This window comes from Bacillus sp. J33, from assembly GCF_000518885.1.
Taxonomy (GTDB): Bacteria; Bacillota; Bacilli; order Bacillales; family Cytobacillaceae; genus Cytobacillus.
The window spans coordinates 1-17,800 of sequence record NZ_JAEL01000112.1 but is presented as its reverse complement, the minus strand read 5'-3'; the positions used below and the strand labels follow the sequence as shown (position 1 = coordinate 17,800).

The window sequence follows — 17,800 nt, the reverse complement described above, 5'->3', positions numbered from 1 at the left end:
AGCTTCATAGCACACTCGAAGATTCTCTTTTTCTCCAAGCTTTTTTACTAATTTTCTAATGGATTCCGGAGTGTTAGGAATCATTCCCCAATACCTTGGCTCATCTCGACCCTCATCTGCAATGGCAACGGCAATTTTTTCTTTTGAAACGTCTAAACCTACATATTTTATGGTATCCTTCATAATAACTAGCTCCTTCCGTAATGTAGCTCTGATTTGGTTTGCTTTTCCAGTAAACAGTGTAACCAAATTAACCTACGGTGTTACGAGTAAGGAGCTAGTTTCGTTCATGATAACTTAAGAGCAGTGTCGGTGTACCGTAATACATTATTTTAGGCTTAATTTCAAGAAAGTTCGTCATATTCATTTTGAATCACTCCTAAAGGTTAGATACACTGTAATTGTAAGACTTAAAGGCTTCAATGTTCATCGAAATATGATTGTAAGGAGAATAAAAAATGAATCCGGACATCTCGAAAATTGCTTCACTATTATCAGACCATACAAGATCTTTAATTTTGCTTAGTCTAATGGACGGAACTATTCACCCAGCCAGTGAACTTGCATATATTGCGAAAGTTAAACCGCAGACAGCAAGTTTCCATCTTCATAAAATGCTTGATGCACGTCTTGTAAGCGTCGAAAAGCATGGCAGGCATCGCTATTATAAGCTGGTAAACAGAGAAACAGCCGAAATAATAGAACAGTTGTTAAATATCTCCCCAAGTACCTCAGCCAGTTCCTTCAAAGAGCATAAAGAAAAAGAGGCAATTCATTTTGCCAGAACCTGTTACGATCATCTGGCTGGCTATGTTGGTGTACAAATAACCAATTCATTAGTCCAGCAAGGTTTTTTAAACAAAGCAGATTTAAATTATGAAGTAACAATTGAAGGATCTTTTTTCTTTAAAGAGTTTGGGATTGATGAAGAAAAACTCAAAAATAAACGCAGGGCCTATGCCCGTTGCTGCTTAGATTGGAGTGAAAGGCAACACCATATTGCCGGTGCTTTAGGGAATGCCTTACTTGAAAAGATGTTTGCACTTGAGTGGTTTTTACGTATACCTCGAAGTCGTGCAATTAAGATTACTCCAAAGGGAAGACTAGGGCTGGAAAAGCTATTTTCTATCCATTTTTAATGTTTCAAACCTCTTTTTTGACAAAGGTTTTTAATTTAATAATTTCATAAATTTTGGAACAATCGGGTATTTAATTTAACATGCATGGTTTTTTATAGATAAATAGAGGATTGTTAAAGAATAATTAGTATAGCATAATGGTGAAACAGTAGGATTGGATCTGATCCGCTTATGATAAGGAAGAGGCTGTTCTTTAAGTGTCACATACTTAAAGAACAGCTTCTAAATTATTATTATGGAATCGCATAAACCTCGATAGTGAAACTCTCTCCATTCGTATTTTCCGGATTGGCGATATAAAGATCCTCGCTGGTTTCGATTTCTGTTTCCGATCCATCCTGGAGGTCATAGAAAATGGTTTCATCGATGCCTAAGCTGATGTCTTTCATGACATCGAACTTGGCATCAGTTGGTCCATTGACGATTTTCCACTGTAGCTTGGTCGCATATGAGGGTATGTTCTGAATAGAGAAGTTATCGCTGGAACGATGGTCCTGACCGTCTTGTGGCTGGCCTTCAGAACGGATTGTCGCAATTTTCTCAGGGGCTTCGACCTGGACGTGGAATCGGTCTCCGTCTAATATACGGTCATACGCGTACCAGGTACCTAGCCATGTCCCTGCAGCTTGATTGGAGTCCGATGAAATAAGGCTCACAGAAAAATTATCCGATCCATTCGTCGAGGAGCCTTGCCAGGTGGAAGCGAACGGATACTCGTCACAATCCTTTCCGGTCCGATCCTCATCTCTGAATTCCCGGTCACAAGTCCTTCTTGTCTTTGACCTGTTGCTGTTGTACTCTTCCTGATGCCGTCTCGGATACATCCGTGTCAACGTGCTGTCCCCGACCATGCCTGGTATCTTCTTTCCGGCCATTTGAGGCTTCGTCTGTTCCGGGTGTTCCATCGCAAACTTCCAATGCTGGCCGGCTTCAGCTAACATCGAAAATTCCGGCTTCGTGATCGGAACATTGAAGATTGGAGTGGCTTTGCTGAATACGGCTCCTTGCCAGAAATATTGGTTAGGGAAAGCAAACATATATTTTGCAGAATCGTAACGAACGGTCTGTTTAATGCCATCAATACTCTTTTTAAATTTTCTGGGTGCATGTGTAAGGGTAAGTTTTGGCCAAAATTCCATGTAACCTACTTGATCAGGGTTTGCATCAGTTGGTGGGGGAGCTTCCGATGTGAAAATTTCTGTACTGAAGTTCGTATTTTTCCATTGGGCAATTGTTCGCTCCGTTGCCGGATAGCTGGGATCCTCTTTACAGTCACCTGCGTTCAGCTTGGATTCACATACCATATCGATTTTCAGCTTGGCACCATTCAAGGATGGGTGGGTCACGAGGATATCTTCAAGTGTATAATAGACCCTCATTTTCCGGCTTTGGTTGGATCCATAACCTATTTCCGTGAATTGAAATTGAACGCCTGCGTTAAGACAGAACCCGCCAATGCATTTTATTGGGACTTGATAGGTTGCGACGTGAGACCAGCAGAAAGAATAGCGGTTCTTGATATACCCTGTTTCCGAACTGCTGTCTGGACTTCTCCGGCATTCTTCTGTAGTCAGGATATGATCATAGTCGAAGTCAGGGGGTGTCCATCCGGCTGCCGTCTTGATCGGAGGCGCCATGTTCGCTCTGTATGTGACGTTACTTTGCTGGTCTTCTTTCATCAGTTCATCTAATGTCCGGATACCTTCTTTTTTCTGGATCTGATCTTGCCTGATTCCAAGCTCTTCAACGGACTTGCCCTGCTTCATAAGCTCAGTCGCCTTTTCAATTGTCTCTTTGCTGTTTGGGAGCCAATAGCCTCCGCCGCTTGAATTAGACTTCGCTTGTACCGGTGAAATCATTCCTATGACCAAAAACAAAAGAAGTACGGATAAAACAATATGCCTGTAAAACCTGGACATCATATCCCTCCCTTATTTTTTGATTTGGAATAAACTGCTGTCTTAGACAAAGATGGAAAGATTTCCTTCCGGATACTAAACAAGATCCACTGCTTCGATTGCATCCAAATCGATGACAGGATACAACAAAAGAACAAATACTACAATATATTCCAAGGAAAATACATCCAACAACCTACGATAAATCACAGAATAATTGGCTTACTAGGAAATATGGGTCGTATTCCCAATACGGTTAGCTTACACTTTGATAACTTCTTCTGGATTATCATCAGCAGGCATATTTATAGAAAAAATTTACTCTTTATGAAATCTTTACATCCAATTTACATTCTATCGGTATAATTCCTAATATAGGTCAATAGTATGATAAGTTGGAGGTTTTAAGTGTGCTTAAAAATGGGTTTCTCTCAATAAAAAAGTATAGGAACAAATATAGTCATAAACTGAACCTTGGGACAAGGTTATTTGTATTATTTTTCACTTTACTGCTTTTCACAATTGGCATTTTAGGACTTAGTTCATACATAAAAGCAAAAGAAATGGCATTGGAGACGATAGAAAATCGGCTGGTAAGAAAGGCAGAATTAATGGGTTATATGGCGGAAAATTTAAAATTTGTTTACATCAGTGATGAAAATTACTTTATGCAGCAGCTTGAGGCCAGTGTTCGTTCACAGCAAAAAAAGCTTCAGTCAGATGGGATTTCGTCCGATTTTTTTTATATCACTGAAAAGGGAGTAACACCTTTCAAAGTAAGCAAAAATTCCGCTGCATCTTTCGAGGAGGATACAGTTAATAAAATCACAAAAATGAAAAATGGTGTCATTCATAAACAAATGGATGGAACAGATTACACAGTGGTGTTTCAGGAGATGGATGAAATCTCAGGAATTTATGTGCTTTTAATACCGACAAGGTCATACATGGAAGATGTTACTACGATTGGTTATTTTATTATGACGGCCATTTCGGCCAGCCTGATTGCTGCAGCTGTCATTATCAGCTTGTTTGTGAAAAAAATAACGAAGCCTCTTAACCAGTTAAAAAATACAATGAAGGAAATCAGGAATGGCAATCTGCAAAGTTCATCCGAGATTCATACAACGATTCCCGAAATTATCTCCTTACATAAGAGTTATACGAGTATGATCGCCCAAATGAGGAAAATGCTGAGTGAGCTTACCTTGACAACAAAAGAGCTGGGGAATACAGGTATTGAACTGGAAGAGTCCTCATTGAGAACCTTTACAAGCAGCCAGCAGCTTGTGTCAGCTATTAATCTTGTAAAAGTAGGTGCTGAGCAGACTGCTGCGAGTTCAGAAAAAAGCATGATCAGCTTTAGGGAAATGAAGCATAAGATTGAAGAGATGTTTTTTCATATGGATAATGTTTCTGGCAGTTCTGCAGCTATGAATATGTCTGCAAAGCGCGGTGAGAACAATATAGGTAATTTAATAACAGCCATACAGGAATTTGGCACAGATTTTGATCGTCTTATCCTAACGATTCGCCAGTTGAAAGATCATTCATTATCGATTAATAATCTTGTAGGTTTGGTAAAAGGGATTGCAGAGCAAACAAAGCTGCTATCTTTAAATGCTTCCATTGAAGCTGCTCGAGCAGGGGAAGCCGGGAGAGGATTTGCTGTTGTTGCCGGTGAAGTCCGGAGTCTGGCTGAGCAGTCCGCATCAGCTGCAGAGGAAATAACTCATGCAATAGGAAATATGGAAAATATCACGGTAAATGCATCAGAAGAGTTTAATCAAATGCATATCAAAATAAAGGATAATCTAGTTATGGCAAACGAGTCGAAAAATTCTTTTGATGAGCTAATGAACGAGATTTCAGTTGTAAGCGCTAAGCTTCAATTCATGCAATCCGAGCTGGAAAACCTAGAGCAATTGCTGCCGCAGCTGGAAAAAGGGGCAGATCAATTTTCTTCAGTATCCCAAGAAACATTGGCCAGTGCAGAAGAAATGCTTGTATCTAGTGTTATTCAGTCGGAACAAATGGAAAATACTAAAGAGATTGGAATGAAGTTGAATTTACTTGCTACTTCCCTGTCGGAAATGACAAGGCAGTATAAGGTATAGAGTGGAATATACCATTCTTTTGAGAAAAAAAATCACCGGAATAATTACGTGCTTTTTGAGGGTATAAAGGCAGACTATTTATCCAGGTCCCTGGTTTACTGATAGCTAACTCTAAGAAGTTATAGATCGCCGGCAAACATTTGCCGGCTATTTTTTTTGAGTTAAAGGGGGAGTTCTAGGATTACTAGATGTGTGCTTCTGAATTAAATAGTTTAATTTAGTTTAGCAGCAGGCAAATAATATACAGAATTGTGATAATTTTGAAACTGATTTAAAGTTAAGCCGTATAATTAGTAAAAAGGAGGGGTCTTTATATTACTAGTTTAGGTATTATAACCGCAGATATTTTATTCTAAAGAAAGGTGGAGAAAAATTGAGCAGATCTATAAAATTCAGTTCTTTTGTATTTTTGTTATTTTTAATTCTTACCGGTTGCAGCGACCAAAAAACAGATTTAGATTCTTCTCACAAAGAGGCTTCTTCCTAAGAGAATAAACTTCAAAAATTTAAAACTGAAGATGGAAAAATAGAAATTCATTTTTTTTAACAAGGGTAATTTTTCTGAAGATATATTACATGAAATAAAAGAAGAAACTCTAAACTTTTACAATCTTCTACAAAAAGAAAATGTTTCAATGCCTGCACCATCGAAAATATATTTACACCTATATAATGAGAAGAAAGTAAGTTATTCAAGTGGAAATACTATACATCTGTATTGGGTAAAAGAAGGGAATTATCCACTTATTCATGAACTTACCCATGTATTATTCGGTTATACAAACGGGCATGTTACACAAGAGGGCCTTGCAATTTTTATGCAAGATTCCTATTCGGAAAGAAACGCTTTTCCCAACTATCAGGGAGATGTACACGACATCATGAGTTATTTAATGACCCAAGAAATCATTATCCCTCTGGAAACTCTGCTGCACGAGGATCAAATTTTTTCGTATTCAAATTTAAGTAAAGATTCATATTCTTTAAGGTGGTTGGCGTATATTGAATCTGCTTCATTCTCAAACTTCCTAATTAGTAAATATGGTATTGAACAATTCCTGAAAATATATGACCAACCTGACTTAACTAACAAAATTAATACTGTTTATGGGAAAAAATTCAAGCAGCTTGAAATGGAATGGAAAGAATTTATTCAGGAAAATCCCGCACCAAATGAGGAAACTATTCATGGCATTGACTCTCAAATTCCTGACATAATCAATCATTTAGAAGTAAATAAAAAAGAGCTGTTAAAAACTTCTTAATTACCAAAAAGTCTTTACAGGAACTTCGAATAAAGGGCCTAGAAAAATGTCTGTTATCCGGAGTTTTTGTTTTCAAAAAATCCGGCTTCTCTGTGTGTAATAGTGTAGTTGATTTAACAAAAGGAACGGATTAGAAATTATTATGAAATATGGATATGAAAATAATGGTAAAATAATGGCGGAAGGAGGGATCATTCTGAAAAGTAAATTAGGAGTCTTATCAGCCATTTTATTTTTCATTGGATTAGTATCCTATATACCGGTTTTATTCGGTAATGATCATTTCCTTTTGGGCGGATTGATCATTTCTGTAATTGGCTTTTTATTTGCGTTAATTGCTGAAAAAGGTGCATTTAAAAAAGCTGGTTTAATCGGAAATTGTATGATCATATTTATTGCAGCTATTATTCCTTTCATTGTCACAACTTTTTTCTGGAATGAACCTTAATTCACACAGTTTAATTATAGTGACTGTGAGAAAAGAACTTAAAGTAATAGTTAAAATTAGGAATTGCTATAAGAATGGAGGTGAGTCTTATTGTGAACAAACACAAAATCGTAATTTTTCAGTATGAGCCCAAGTACGCAGAACAAACGGTAACAATGTGGAGAGCTAGCAAGGAATTAGCTATTGGCCAGAAGGAAATTCATAGTTATGAAGAGCACGTATATTTTTTAAATCATATATTACCTAAACAGTATCGGATTGATTTGGGGTTATTAGATGAAAATGTTGCTGGTATGATTGCTTATAATGAATGTGAAATAAGCCAGCTTTATATTCACAAAGACTATCAAGGAATGGGTATTGGTCAAAGATTACTAAATAAAGCAAAGGCGCTATCAAGTGGAAGATTATCATTATTCACATTTGAAATAAATAAAAAAGCACAGCGTTTTTATGAAAAGCATGGCTTTAAAATTGTTGGCCGAGGGCATGAAAATGAAGAAAATTTACCAGATATCCACTATGAATGGGTATCTGATTAAAATAGTATTTATAAACAGGAATATTAAAATGCATTTCATTTCCTGTCAAATTTATATTAGTTGTATCAATTGTTTATTTATAAGTAAAAACAACAAATATATCTAATTATTTAATTATGATAATTTCCAAGCAGGAATTAAAGAGTGAAATTTAAAAAAGAAGCTCATGATCATGTGTATGACTGAGTAAATACCTAACGTTATTAAATATGTTATTGACCAGGTTTGCACAGGTTCTTTTAAGAATAGGAAGAGCAACAGCATACCAATTGGAAAAGGTACCAGGATCATTAACCACATAGGGGCTTTTAATGCTTCTGTAATAGCACCTAATAAGACTACGGCAGTACCAATTATGAGAGCTTGCCAGGCTGGCAGTCCATTACCAATCAGGAGACTGCCAATGAAATAAGATAAAGCTGTTAGTACAATGGCTAAAAAAAGATCAAAATAATACCTCACGAATAACACACCTTTCAGAAGATGGATATCTATTCATATGAATATTTTACCATTTTCTCTGAATGGAAAAATTAATAGTTTGTAAATATTTTTTGTTTCGGCTGTTTTCGTAAAGTATGTTGCTTTTAACTGCAAACTTAATTTAACCAACCGAGTTGAACATGGGGGACATCTAATAAACTGGGCAGGTTGAGAAAAATATAACAGACGAAGGAAGTGATTAGTCTTGAAAAAGTGGTTTCTCCCCATTTTGATTGGATTGATGGCTTTTATATACATATTCATCATTCCTAATGAGCCGTTGGCATTGAAAATTGTCTTTAAACTGATTCCAATGGCACTTATTATTTTCTATGCATTCTGTAAGCTGCCTGCCAAGCCGACGCCGGGCCAGCGTCTGATCATTATTGGCCTGTTTTTCTGCATGCTCGGCGATGGATTCATTGCCGTGTCATTTGTCGCTGGACTCGGAGCCTTCCTGGTCGGACATCTTTTCTATTTGACCGGCTTCTTGAAAACGTCCCGTATGAACAAAATTCGAATGGCCGCCATATTGCCGATTTCCCTGTATTCCTTCCTCATTGGCCGGCAACTGATTGCGTCCTTGGTGACAGAAGGCAGCAATCAGCTGGTTATCCCGGTTGTTGCCTATATGTTGGTCATTTCCCTAATGGCATTTTCAGCCATCCTGACCGGAAATATATGGGCCGCTGCCGGAAGTATTTTGTTTGTCATCTCGGACTCAATCTTGTCATGGAATATGTTCGTTTCCGGCATCGCTTATTCCGATGTCCTCATTATGACAACCTATTATTCAGCGCAATTCCTGATTGCCAGCAGCCTATCCGCCATTGGAAACAATGCTAGGTATGCCGAGGGAAAAAGCATAATAAATCCGATGTAAAAAAACAACATTCTCTCCTCCGCCAACAAAAGAATTACTGAGACCCTTTGTTCCAGTACCATTATTTCGTAATTTTTTTGAGATCCAAGTCCAAGCAGACTCAAGCATGTTCTGCAAATAAGGGGCGAACTGTTTAGCTTCCGGCGGGATCGAGTCCCACAGGTGTTTACGTTATACCAGGCTATCGATTTATAATAAAACCAAATAAAAAAGTGTTATACTCTTTATACTTTTTTGTCTTAGTATTCATGCTGATATTGATTCTTGCACCCTGTTGATTGGAGCGGAAGGGCGAGCTCCTCGAAAATGCTACCGCATTTCCTTACGACGAGGTGCTAATTCGAGGAAGCTTATTCAATGTCCTGCGGGAGAAGCGAGTCAGNGGGAGACCCCGCAGGTGCGAATGCACCGAGGAGCGTCGGACCGCCCGCGGAAAGCGAGTCCGTGGAGCGGAAATCAACAGGCCAATTTTATAGAAGAAAAAAGAGGGTGCCCGAAAGTTAGACTTTTGGGACACCCTCTTATAATACGAAAGAGTGATATTATATTAAAAAAAGAAGATGTGAATGATTTTATATTTAAGTTAATCTCTTTTAAAAGAGAAGTTGGTGCAGCGGCTGCAGCCATCCCTGTTTTTTTCAAGAAGAGGCGCAGCAAATGTAATTTTACTAACTTAAACTGATCATTCCATTAGATTTTATTATGACTCCTGTTCTGAAACTTTCCTTCCGTTGAGAGGCTGAATAGGTCTGCTATTATGCGGGAATATGGAACCGAAAGCTTCAATTTGTTCTTTTGACATCTCAATGGGCTGATCCATAACGATCCATTTAACATCCTCTGAACAAGGAGGTGTCGTTAGAGAACCGCTATAACGGAAAAAATTTTTTTCATTTGGCAATAAGTTTTCAAGGTCTACAAACTTCTCTAAAGTGACATCCTCTTCAGTTTCCACCTGTGGAAGTTTTGAAAACATCTCTGCAAATATCTTATTTTCATTTCCAGCATTAATGAGAAATCCAAGAACAGCGAGCTTTCCTTCGGTATTTTGATGAACTAGATGCCCCTCCATTTCAAAGGGCTGTCCGTTAATTAGGTGCTCACTTGGCTTATGAAAGTGCATTTGTAACAGTATATACTCTTCATTATCAACAGTTAGGGTATTTCTGCCGGAAGCATCATTGGCTTGTATAGTATGGCCATTATTTACAAGGGTAAAAGATGTAGGGGTATAGTTAATGTTGATTTCCGCCAAACTTTTGTCAAGCTGTACATTGGCAAGCTCAATGTCTATTGGTGACTGCTCCGTACCATTGGCGCACGCAGAAAATGAGGGATCGAGACTATCCCAATTATCAGGTCCTGCATTTCCACTGTAAGACCAAGAGGGTCCACTGTTATCCGATTCGTTTTTTTCTTCAGGAGCATGCTGCGGTGCAGGAGTGCAGGCAGTCATGAAAAGCAAAACTGCTGCAGCAAATAATCTGGTACATATAGTATTTCTCATAAAACTACTCTCCTTTTTCCTATGCTGAATTTTCCAATAAAGGCAAATGCCAATCACAATATTATTATTGTAAAATTTAGTAGAAAATGGAACACAACTTTATTAGTAATTTCTATTTGTATAAACGGTGATAGAAGAAGGACTGATGGTGTGACTATATTCTCGATGAAGGGAACAAAAATGGAGACAAAGGCGTATATGGCAACTAAGCAATATGGCAGGAAGCGCCCCGAATATAGAGCCTGTTTTTGGCTGGTTTTTCTGTATGGCTGCTTATTGAAAGCTAAAAAGATAAATACATACAAATACCTTGCAGCTATTGCTTAACAGGAATTGGTTATGAAATCTTCTCTTACTTGAATATAAATTAGGTAAAAACTGCAGATGGAGGGCTGTTTATGGCATTGGTATCAATCTATACGGTCGGCAGGCTAAATCACCCCTATGACCACCCTGCCTCCCGTGAATTTTTTGAAGTGGGCAATGAAGTATTTCGTCAGGCAACAAAATCAGGACAGCTTATAGAAGCGTTTTCTCCTAATGGTATCCCTTTTCCCGAAGAAGCCACAAAGGGGGATGGTTTTCCTATTCTTACACTAACGGTTTGGAAAAGCCTTCAATCCTTATATCGTTTTACCTATTCAGGTAAGCATAGGGAAGCATTGCGAGATCGGAACAAATGGATGGAGCCTTATCAAGGGAAACACCTTTCATATGTAGTGTGGTGGACAGAAAAGCTGGGGGATGTCTCATGGCAGGAGGCTTTCAAGAGATATAACTATTATATTCAATATGGACCTACTCCTTTTGCGTTTGATTTTAAGCAAGCGTTTGATGAAAAAGGGGAAACGTGCATGGTAAAGTAGCAGGGAGGTCTCTTGGTTAATTGTGAAATTAAACGTTTAAACGAATGCTGGCCTTTGATCCAAGAAGGATTAACGGTCTTTTTTTTGTGAGATAAAGGACAAGTTAGTACAATAAGAATTTCGCTCTTTATCTCATCATCTTCTGTTTAATGGTAAAATAAATGAAAAATAATTGAGGTGAGAGAATGTACTGGGAGACTCTGCCTAACTGGTTTTGGATAATTTATTACTTATTTTTATTTGCAACTTTAGGGGCTGCGATCATTTCAGTGGCTCAAAATAAAGCAAAAGCTTTATCCATTATAACAATCGTTCTTACAATAACTGTACCAATGGCCGGGTTTATCAATAGCGTCGAAAGAAGTAGAGGGGTAAATGAATTTGAACATCTGGTTAATCAATTTCAACAAGGGGCGTATTGGTCTATTTATACAATGGCAGGCTACTTATATTTAGTTGTTTGGTGGGGAATTTTTTTATCTAAAAAATAAATTGAAAACTGATATTTTCTATTTAGTTATGGAGTGCCAAGAGCACGTATACATCAAAATATGCCTTATGCTCCTTCGTATAGAGCCGGTATCCATTCTCTGCTCTCACCACCTTAGGAATCAGTCCCCATGATTCATAATGCCCTAATGCACTGGTGCTTATATTCATTTTCTTGGCAATCTCAATACCATTCATAATAATCCTCTTTTTAAACCTTACAAATTTAAGCAGCCTGAGTCCTGTATTAATAGGGACTCAGGTTATTTCATTTATTTTGGAACACTACTAGTTATAGAATCTTATATCTGTAAATGCCTTTATTAAAATAAAACACTGTAAATCTTAACCAAATTTTTATAAAAATCACAAATTAATATTATAAAAGGCTGCTACAGTAAAAAATGAATTAGTAATAATTAGAGAGGTGAGCGAACAAAATGAAGGTTAAAAAAGCAATAATACCTGCAGCTGGTTTAGGGACCCGATTTCTGCCCGCAACGAAGGCAATGCCAAAAGAAATGCTTCCAATTGTTGATAAACCAGCGATTCAATATATTGTGGAGGAAGCTGTCGAATCCGGAATCGAAGATATTATCATCGTGACAGGGAAAGGGAAAAGGGCAATTGAAGATCATTTCGATCATTCCTTTGAACTTGAGCAGAATTTGCTGAATAAAGGGAAAGCTGGTTTATTAAGCAAAGTGGAAAAGCCCTCAAATCTTGCAGACCTTCATTATATTCGCCAGAAAGAACCAAGAGGATTAGGCCACGCAGTTTGGTGTGCCCGAAAATTTATAGGAAACGAACCCTTTGCTGTGCTGCTTGGGGACGATATTGTAAATGCTGAAAAACCGTGCCTAAAACAATTAATCGAACAGTATGAAAGGCATCATGCTTCCATAATAGGAGTGCAGAAGGTCCACGCACATAAGGTTAGCAGCTATGGAATTATTGATCCGGAAATGATCAGTGAAGGTCTTTATAATGTAAGAGGCCTGGTAGAGAAGCCGAAGAGGGAGGAAGCACCTTCAAGTCTGGCTGTTATGGGAAGATATATTCTAAATCCGGATATATTTGATATTTTAGGAAATCTTGAACCGGGGACTGGAGGTGAAATTCAGCTGACGGATGCAATTGATCGCCTAAATCAAAAAGAAAAGGTATATGCATGTGAATTTAATGGCATTCGGCATGATGTGGGAGAAAAAATGGGTTTTATTCAAACGAATATTGAATTTGCGCTTCAAAGAGAAGAATTAAGAGATAGCCTTTTGGATTATCTATTGGCGGTATTGGAAAGAGAATTGATTGGGCAAGCTGAGAATTGACATTTTCCTATTTTTACATACTTTTTACAATAGCTTAACATGCCATCAAGAAAATATTTGAGGTTTTGCAAATAAAATAGAAGTAAGAATGCTCAGGAGGGATTGCATGAGAATTGCTGTTGCAGGAACGGGTTATGTCGGGTTAATTACCGGGGTTTGTTTGGCAGAAATGGGTTATCACGTGACATGCACGGATATCAATGAGGAGAAAATTAAATTGTTGAAATCCGGCCGTTCCCCGATTTATGAACCAGGGCTTGAAATGCTGATTAAGAAAAATCTGGAAAGCGGAAAGCTGTGCTTTACTGCAAATCCCAAATTAGCATATAAAGACTGCGAAATCATTTTCATTGCGGTCGGCACACCCGAGAACCCGGATGGAACGGCAAATCTTGATTATATTCTGGCAGTAGCTTATAACATAGGACTCTATATCGAAAATGATGTAATTGTTTGTACAAAAAGCACAGTGCCAGTTGGAACCAATGAAGGGATTAAGCAGATTATTCAGAGTGTAAAACTCCCGGAGCTTCAGGTCGAAGTGGTTTCCAATCCTGAGTTTCTTCGCGAAGGGTCTGCCATTCTTGACTTTTTTAACGGTGACCGCATCATTATAGGGGCTGATAATCCCAAATCTGCATCGGTTATAGAACAAATTTTCCATTCATTAAAGATCCCAATAATTAAAACGGATATTAGAAGCGCTGAGATGATAAAATACGCATCCAATGCATTCCTTGCCACAAAAATCAGCTTTATCAATGAAATTGCGGCAATTTGTGAAAAGGTTGGGGCAAATATTGAAGATGTTGCATATGGAATTGGGCAGGATAAGCGGATTGGACCGCATTTTCTTCAAGCTGGAATCGGGTATGGAGGTTCTTGTTTTCCTAAAGATACAAAAGCGCTTGTTCAGATTGCTGGAGATGTAGAGCATCCATTTGAGCTTCTTGAAGCTGTGATAAAAGTAAATAATAGACAGCGATCAATAACTGTCCAAAAAGCAAAGGAGCTATTGGGATCCCTAAGGGGAATGAGGACAGCTGTCCTTGGCTTAGCATTCAAACCTGAAACAGATGATATTCGGGAAGCAGCGTCGTTGGAGATTGTGAAAGATTTGCAGGAAGAAGGAGCTTCCATCATTGCTTATGATCCAGTGGCAGTTCCTAATGTCAGAAAGGTTCTGGGCAATACCATTGAATACACGATGGATATTCTTTTAGCCCTTTCAGGGGCTGAACTGGTCATTATTGCCACAGAATGGGATCAAATCAAGCATCTCCCATTGGAAATGTATTCACGGCTAATGAAAGCTCCGATCATTATTGATGGAAGAAACTGCTATTCTCTTTCGGAGGTCCGGAAACATCCGCTAACTTATGTTTCCATAGGGAGGCCTTCGATCATTCAAGATCAGATCAATAGAGTTAAAAGCAGTTAAAAACTTAAGTAAGGGGATTAGTCATAATGAAAATTCTGCTTGCTTTCTATGAAACGGATTGCAGGTTATTCCAGGGGGTAAACCGTCACTTTGATAATAAAATCCTAAATGTTTTTTTCAGAAATATTACCCATTTAGGAGGAGCAAAATGGACGATTTCAGCCGTGTTATTACTGCTAATGCTCTCTTCTGGATCAGTTCGGAGGACAGCAGCGGCAAGTGCGCTTTCGTTGACTCTAAGCCACCTGCCTGTACAATTTCTAAAAAAAATATACCCGCGAAAACGTCCATATATGAGTCTTGAAAATACCCAGTTTCCTTCAAACCCTTTACAAGATCATTCGTTCCCATCAGGCCATACAACAGCTATATTTTCTGTCATTATCCCTTTTATATTTTTGTGGCCTCCTATTTCCATAATATTATTTCCCTTGGCTTTTCTTGTAGGGCTTTCAAGAATCTATCTGGGTCTTCACTTTCCAACTGATGTCATGGCAGGCGGAGTTCTTGGTTCCATAGCTGGTATTGGCAGCTATAATTTATTCTTTCTTTAGAAAATGGAAAGGAGGATCCCATGAAAATTGCACTTTTCACAGACACTTATTATCCTGACATCAACGGGGTTGCCCGGACACTGAAAAGGTTTGCCGATTATTTAACTGAGCAGAACATGGAGGTGAAAATATTCGCACCTGCAAACCAGCCAGACGAGTATGTTTCTTCTCAAATACATCGTTTTAAAAGCGCTTCCTTCTTCTTATACCCAGAATGCCGTTTAGCTTTTCCGAACTATTTTCAAATTAAGGGAGAGCTGGAAGCGTTCAAACCGGATATTATACACGTTGCCACACCTTTCAATCTCGGATTAACCGGAATTTATTGTGCCAAAAAACTAAACATTCCCTTAGTGGGCTCCTATCATACGGATTTTGACCAGTATCTGCAATTCTATGATCTTAAATTTCTATCAAGTATTCTTTGGAAATACATGACATGGTTTCACAGCTCCTTCAAAAAAACGTTTGTCCCTTCAATTGAGACCCTAAATCAGCTAAAGGAGCACCGTTTTTCCAATCTGGAATTGTGGCCCAGAGGTGTCGACTGCGAAATGTTCCACCCATACCATGATAAGCTGTCCGTCCGCAAAAAATATTCAATACGCAAAAAACACCTTCTTCTATATGCAGGCAGATTGGCGCCTGAAAAAAATGCAGCACTTTTACTGGAAGTTGCAAAAGCGCTTCCGACCTATCTTAACGAGAACCTTCAGTGGCTAATAGTCGGCGACGGCCCGCTCCGTGAGGAACTGCAGGCTAAGGCACCTGAAAATATGGAGTTCACTGGTTATCTAAAAGGCAGACAGCTCGCTGAAGTGTATTCAGCATCAGATCTATTTGTTTTTCCCTCTCCAACTGAAACCTTCGGAAACGTCGTACTGGAATCCTTGGCAAGCGGAACCCCAGTGATTGGCGCAAACTCTGGAGGAGTAAAGAGCATCATTCAAGAAGGTGTAACAGGCCGCTTATGTGAGCCGGACAATATTGAAGAATTCACTGAGACAATCACACATCTTCTGACAAATCCTAAACATCGTACACAAATGGGAATCGAAGGCAGGGAATACGCTTTAACACAGAAATGGGATAAGATTTTTGATGATCTGCTTGGGCACTATGCTCTTGTCATTGGAGAGAGCGGGGAGAAGAGGTATGCTTGATGAGTAAAGCTTGCAAGGGTTTAATGCTGTATCAGTTATAGAAAAATCAAAAATTATGCTTGGAATTCCGCAGTATGCCTATGATTGGACAATAAAAGGCGAAAAAAATCTGGTACTGCCTATTCAACTCAACGTGCAATTGATTTATATACAGGTTATCAAAGCCCTGTTCACTATGATGAAAAGGTAGCAGCACCTTGGTTCCGTTATGGTGATAATAAGGGTGCGCTTCATGAAGTAAGGTTTGAAGACCCGCGAAGTCTCCTTTCAAAGTTCCGAATGGTAAGGGAATACGGACTAGGTGGAATGGGCTGTTGGCCATTAGGTCTTACTATGCCGCAAACAGAAACGATGCTACTTGAGGAATTCAATGTACGTTAATTATTGATGTTTCCTGCAAGCAGTGTTCTTTTATGTATCTTGTAGGAGACATCTTAATTTCTTTGCACCTGATTCGGTGTAATAATATAAAATCTTTGTCGACGTTACGTAGATATGTGCTTGGTTGACACCATCAGATCTTGTGCTATACGCAACATGGTATCTTCTAATTGATAAGCTGCTACTTCACTTTGTAACCTGATATCCAGCATGCAAAAAGCTGGAATTGTATCTGGTTATGATTAATTGGACACTTTAAAGAAAAAATAATTCTTTACATAACGGGTAATTGGGTTTAACAAGAGATTGCGGCAGCAACTCTTATTTTTTTTAGAGTCAACTTACGGAGTTAAAGAAAAAATATGAAAAACCACTAAGTGTTTTAATGTGAAGGTCACCTTAGTGGTGAAGCAAAGATATACATATCATACAAAGAATACCTCTGATAAAAATTTAATACAATGTATTATAGTGTTCCCTAATATTTTACATTGCATTTCCGGTTTAACGAGAGGAGTGAACGCAATGGAATTTCAGGAAATATTGAATTGGGCTTTTCAGCGGCATCTAAATCCATTGAGCTGGTATATTCGTCCTGTATTTTTAATCGTATTGGCCTTTTTCGCTTATAAACGCAGCTGGACGGGTGTTATCATCACTTTTTTCTTAATGATGAGCAGTATGGTCTGGTTCCCTGCACCAGAGAAGATTAATCCGCAAATGCAGGCAGTTTTGGAATACGAAAAAACACTTTTAAGTAACCCTGTTTCCGCTATTCTTACGATTGCTTTAATGATGGTTTTTGTGGTTTTAATCTTGATGGCTTTTTGGAAGCATTCCCTAAAATTTGGTTTGATCATATTGAATGCTGCACTCATTGGGAAGGTTATCCTGTCATTGCTTTTCACCGGCGAAAATGGATGGGCGCCCCTGGGCAACACTCTTTTTGGGCTGATTTTGGTAAATGGGATCGGTGCATTCATACTGTATAGAAAACAAAAAAATAAATTAGCGGAGGAAAAGCCACCTTCATAAAAGCAGCGCTATAAATAAAGGAGCAGAACCGTTGTGTGACTGTACAACGGTCTTTTTTGCTTAGCTTATAATTTCGACTTCACTGAATAACGCCAAGGTTTTATTCTAGATTCATCTTTATATTTGGCTGTGTTAAAGCTTATTGTTGATTTTAGCACCCTGTTGATTGGAGCGGAAGGTACGAGCTCCTCGAAAATGCTACCGCATTTCCTTACGAAGAGGTATTAATTCGGGGAAGCTTATTCAATGTCCTGCGGG

General features: G+C 38.5%; 17 protein-coding genes and 2 pseudogenes. 14 read left to right on the top strand and 5 right to left on the bottom strand.

The features are described from left to right. Window positions 1-183: pseudogene (locus L634_RS31690) on the bottom strand (IS110 family transposase); the annotation flags it as partial. 275 nt (window positions 184-458) lie between these two features. Between L634_RS31690 and L634_RS0124515 the strand changes: the two are divergent. Further along, on the top strand, window positions 459-1,139 hold the full coding sequence (locus tag L634_RS0124515) for an ArsR/SmtB family transcription factor (protein ID WP_026584716.1): 681 nt from the start codon (window positions 459-461) through the stop codon (window positions 1,137-1,139). Window positions 1,140-1,372: 233 nt separating this feature from the next. Here the strand turns inward: L634_RS0124515 and L634_RS32320 are convergent, their stop codons facing one another. Continuing rightward, the gene (locus L634_RS32320; protein ID WP_051428409.1) at window positions 1,373-3,058 is read right to left on the bottom strand and encodes a NucA/NucB deoxyribonuclease domain-containing protein; all 1,686 of its coding nucleotides are present in this window, start codon (window positions 3,056-3,058) and stop codon (window positions 1,373-1,375) included. A gap of 389 nt (window positions 3,059-3,447) precedes the next feature. Here L634_RS32320 and L634_RS0124500 point away from each other — a divergent pair, with 389 nt between their 5' ends. The 4 genes from L634_RS0124500 to L634_RS0124485 all read left to right on the top strand — a co-directional run bounded on the left by L634_RS0124500 (window position 3,448) and on the right by L634_RS0124485 (window position 7,409). Further along, window positions 3,448-5,154, top strand: a complete 1,707-nt coding sequence (locus L634_RS0124500) for a methyl-accepting chemotaxis protein (RefSeq protein WP_232233836.1) — start codon at window positions 3,448-3,450, stop codon at window positions 5,152-5,154. Between the two features lie 635 nt (window positions 5,155-5,789). After that, window positions 5,790-6,419 (top strand): hypothetical protein, encoded by a 630-nt coding sequence (locus tag L634_RS31685; protein WP_232233835.1) that lies wholly within the window; start codon window positions 5,790-5,792, stop codon window positions 6,417-6,419. A 142-nt stretch (window positions 6,420-6,561) separates the two neighbouring features. Further along, on the top strand, window positions 6,562-6,867 hold the full coding sequence (locus L634_RS0124490; RefSeq protein ID WP_051428408.1) for a hypothetical protein: 306 nt from the start codon (window positions 6,562-6,564) through the stop codon (window positions 6,865-6,867). Between the two features lie 92 nt (window positions 6,868-6,959). Beyond that, a complete protein-coding gene (locus L634_RS0124485) occupies window positions 6,960-7,409 on the top strand; it encodes a GNAT family N-acetyltransferase (protein ID WP_026584712.1) in 450 nt (149 codons plus the stop codon). Window positions 7,410-7,523: 114 nt separating this feature from the next. Here L634_RS0124485 and L634_RS0124480 read toward each other — a convergent pair whose 3' ends face one another. Next, window positions 7,524-7,871, bottom strand: a complete 348-nt coding sequence (locus L634_RS0124480; protein WP_026584711.1) for a hypothetical protein — start codon at window positions 7,869-7,871, stop codon at window positions 7,524-7,526. 226 nt (window positions 7,872-8,097) lie between these two features. On the opposite strand from L634_RS0124480, the gene L634_RS31680 reads away from it, so the two are divergent. After that, on the top strand, window positions 8,098-8,775 hold the full coding sequence (locus tag L634_RS31680; RefSeq protein WP_051428407.1) for a lysoplasmalogenase: 678 nt from the start codon (window positions 8,098-8,100) through the stop codon (window positions 8,773-8,775). A 700-nt stretch (window positions 8,776-9,475) separates the two neighbouring features. Here the strand turns inward: L634_RS31680 and L634_RS0124465 are convergent. Beyond that, window positions 9,476-10,282 (bottom strand): carbonic anhydrase, encoded by an 807-nt coding sequence (locus L634_RS0124465; protein ID WP_034263180.1) that lies wholly within the window; start codon window positions 10,280-10,282, stop codon window positions 9,476-9,478. A 398-nt stretch (window positions 10,283-10,680) separates the two neighbouring features. Between L634_RS0124465 and L634_RS0124455 the strand changes: the two genes are divergently transcribed. Together L634_RS0124455 and L634_RS0124450 are read left to right on the top strand one after the other, a co-directional pair. Continuing rightward, the gene (locus L634_RS0124455) at window positions 10,681-11,148 is read left to right on the top strand and encodes a DUF3291 domain-containing protein (protein WP_026584708.1); all 468 of its coding nucleotides are present in this window, start codon (window positions 10,681-10,683) and stop codon (window positions 11,146-11,148) included. A gap of 185 nt (window positions 11,149-11,333) precedes the next feature. After that, the gene (locus tag L634_RS0124450) at window positions 11,334-11,639 is read left to right on the top strand and encodes a hypothetical protein (RefSeq protein ID WP_026584707.1); all 306 of its coding nucleotides are present in this window, start codon (window positions 11,334-11,336) and stop codon (window positions 11,637-11,639) included. Between the two features lie 55 nt (window positions 11,640-11,694). Here L634_RS0124450 and L634_RS33005 read toward each other — a convergent pair. Further along, window positions 11,695-11,835, bottom strand: a pseudogene (locus L634_RS33005) (MerR family DNA-binding transcriptional regulator); the annotation flags it as partial. Window positions 11,836-12,077: 242 nt separating this feature from the next. Between L634_RS33005 and galU the strand changes: the two are divergent. The 6 genes from galU (at window position 12,078) to L634_RS0124415 (ending at window position 17,542) form a co-directional block, all read left to right on the top strand. After that, window positions 12,078-12,968, top strand: a complete 891-nt coding sequence (galU, locus tag L634_RS0124440) for a UTP--glucose-1-phosphate uridylyltransferase GalU (RefSeq protein WP_026584706.1) — start codon at window positions 12,078-12,080, stop codon at window positions 12,966-12,968. Window positions 12,969-13,074: 106 nt separating this feature from the next. Beyond that, window positions 13,075-14,409: a UDP-glucose dehydrogenase family protein gene (locus tag L634_RS0124435; protein WP_026584705.1), complete on the top strand. Its 1,335-nt coding sequence runs from the start codon at window positions 13,075-13,077 to the stop codon at window positions 14,407-14,409. Window positions 14,410-14,435: 26 nt separating this feature from the next. After that, window positions 14,436-14,963 (top strand): phosphatase PAP2 family protein, encoded by a 528-nt coding sequence (locus tag L634_RS0124430; RefSeq protein ID WP_026584704.1) that lies wholly within the window; start codon window positions 14,436-14,438, stop codon window positions 14,961-14,963. A gap of 20 nt (window positions 14,964-14,983) precedes the next feature. Continuing rightward, window positions 14,984-16,126 (top strand): glycosyltransferase family 4 protein, encoded by a 1,143-nt coding sequence (locus tag L634_RS0124425; RefSeq protein ID WP_026584703.1) that lies wholly within the window; start codon window positions 14,984-14,986, stop codon window positions 16,124-16,126. 84 nt (window positions 16,127-16,210) lie between these two features. Beyond that, a complete protein-coding gene (locus L634_RS33000; protein ID WP_198029824.1) occupies window positions 16,211-16,507 on the top strand; it encodes a hypothetical protein in 297 nt (98 codons plus the stop codon). 525 nt (window positions 16,508-17,032) lie between these two features. After that, the gene (locus tag L634_RS0124415) at window positions 17,033-17,542 is read left to right on the top strand and encodes a hypothetical protein (protein WP_026584701.1); all 510 of its coding nucleotides are present in this window, start codon (window positions 17,033-17,035) and stop codon (window positions 17,540-17,542) included. The last annotated feature ends 258 nt before the right edge of the window (window positions 17,543-17,800 follow it).